This window comes from Burkholderia sp. HMSC10F09 (assembly GCF_001806955.1).
Lineage (GTDB): Bacteria > Pseudomonadota > Gammaproteobacteria > Burkholderiales > Burkholderiaceae > Burkholderia > Burkholderia multivorans.
Window position 1 is genome coordinate 1 of the sequence record NZ_KV786927.1, and the last position, 909, is coordinate 909.

Annotated in this window: 1 protein-coding gene; it reads right to left on the reverse strand. The window is 74.4% G+C overall.

Going from position 1 to position 909, the window contains the following annotated elements:
* Positions 1-909, reverse strand: a 909-nt coding sequence (locus tag HMPREF3115_RS27375; RefSeq protein WP_371089518.1) for an NfeD family protein, incomplete at both ends; no start/stop codon positions are given.

The window sequence follows — 909 nt, forward strand, 5'->3', positions numbered from 1 at the left end:
CCGTGTACGCGCGCCCATCCGGCCGCCGACGGCGGCGCCGCGCCGTTCGGCCCGTGCGGCTGGTCGGCGTGCAGGCCGTCGTCGAGCACTTCGCCGATGCTGCCGACGATCGCCTCGCCGCCCGTGACGACCGGCCGCCGCCGCGCGCGCAGCGCAACGCTCGACACGCCGGCGACGAGCAGCGCGCCGCCGAGCGCGAGGCTCGCGATGACGGGCCACGGAATGCCGTAGCCGGGCACGTCGGTGTCGATCAGCATCAGCGCGCCGATCACGAACGCGACGATGCCGCCGAAGCCGAGCACGCCGAAGGTCGGCAGAAACGCTTCGGCGACGAGGCAGCCGAGACCGAGCAGCACGAGCGCGAGGCCCGCATAGCTGACGGGCAGCAACTGCATCGCGAACAGCCCGACCAGCAGGCAGATCGTCCCGGCGACGCCCGGCAGCACGAAGCCGGGGTTCGCGAACTCGAAGAACAGCCCGTAGATGCCGATCGTCAGCAGGATCAGCGCGACGTTCGGATCGGCGACGATCGACAGGAAGCGGCTGCGCCAGTCGGGCTCGACGACGACGAGCGGCGCGTGCGCGGTCGCGAGCCGCAGCGTGCCGGCGGCCGTCGTCACGCTGCGGCCGTCGAGCTGCCGCGCGAGATCGGCCGGGTCCTGCGCGATCAGGTCGACGACGTGCTGCGCGCGCGCTTCGTTCGCCGACAGGCTGACCGCCTCGCGCACCGCGCGCTCCGCCCATTCGGCATTGCGTCCGCGCAGTTGCGCGAGGCCGCGCAGATAGGCGGCCGCGTCCTGCGTGGCCTTGCGGATCTCGGTCGATTGCGTGTCGGCCGGCAGCGCGGCCGGCGCGCCCGATGCCGAAGACGGGCTCGCGCCGCGCGACGCCGGCGCCTGCGGCGGCGCG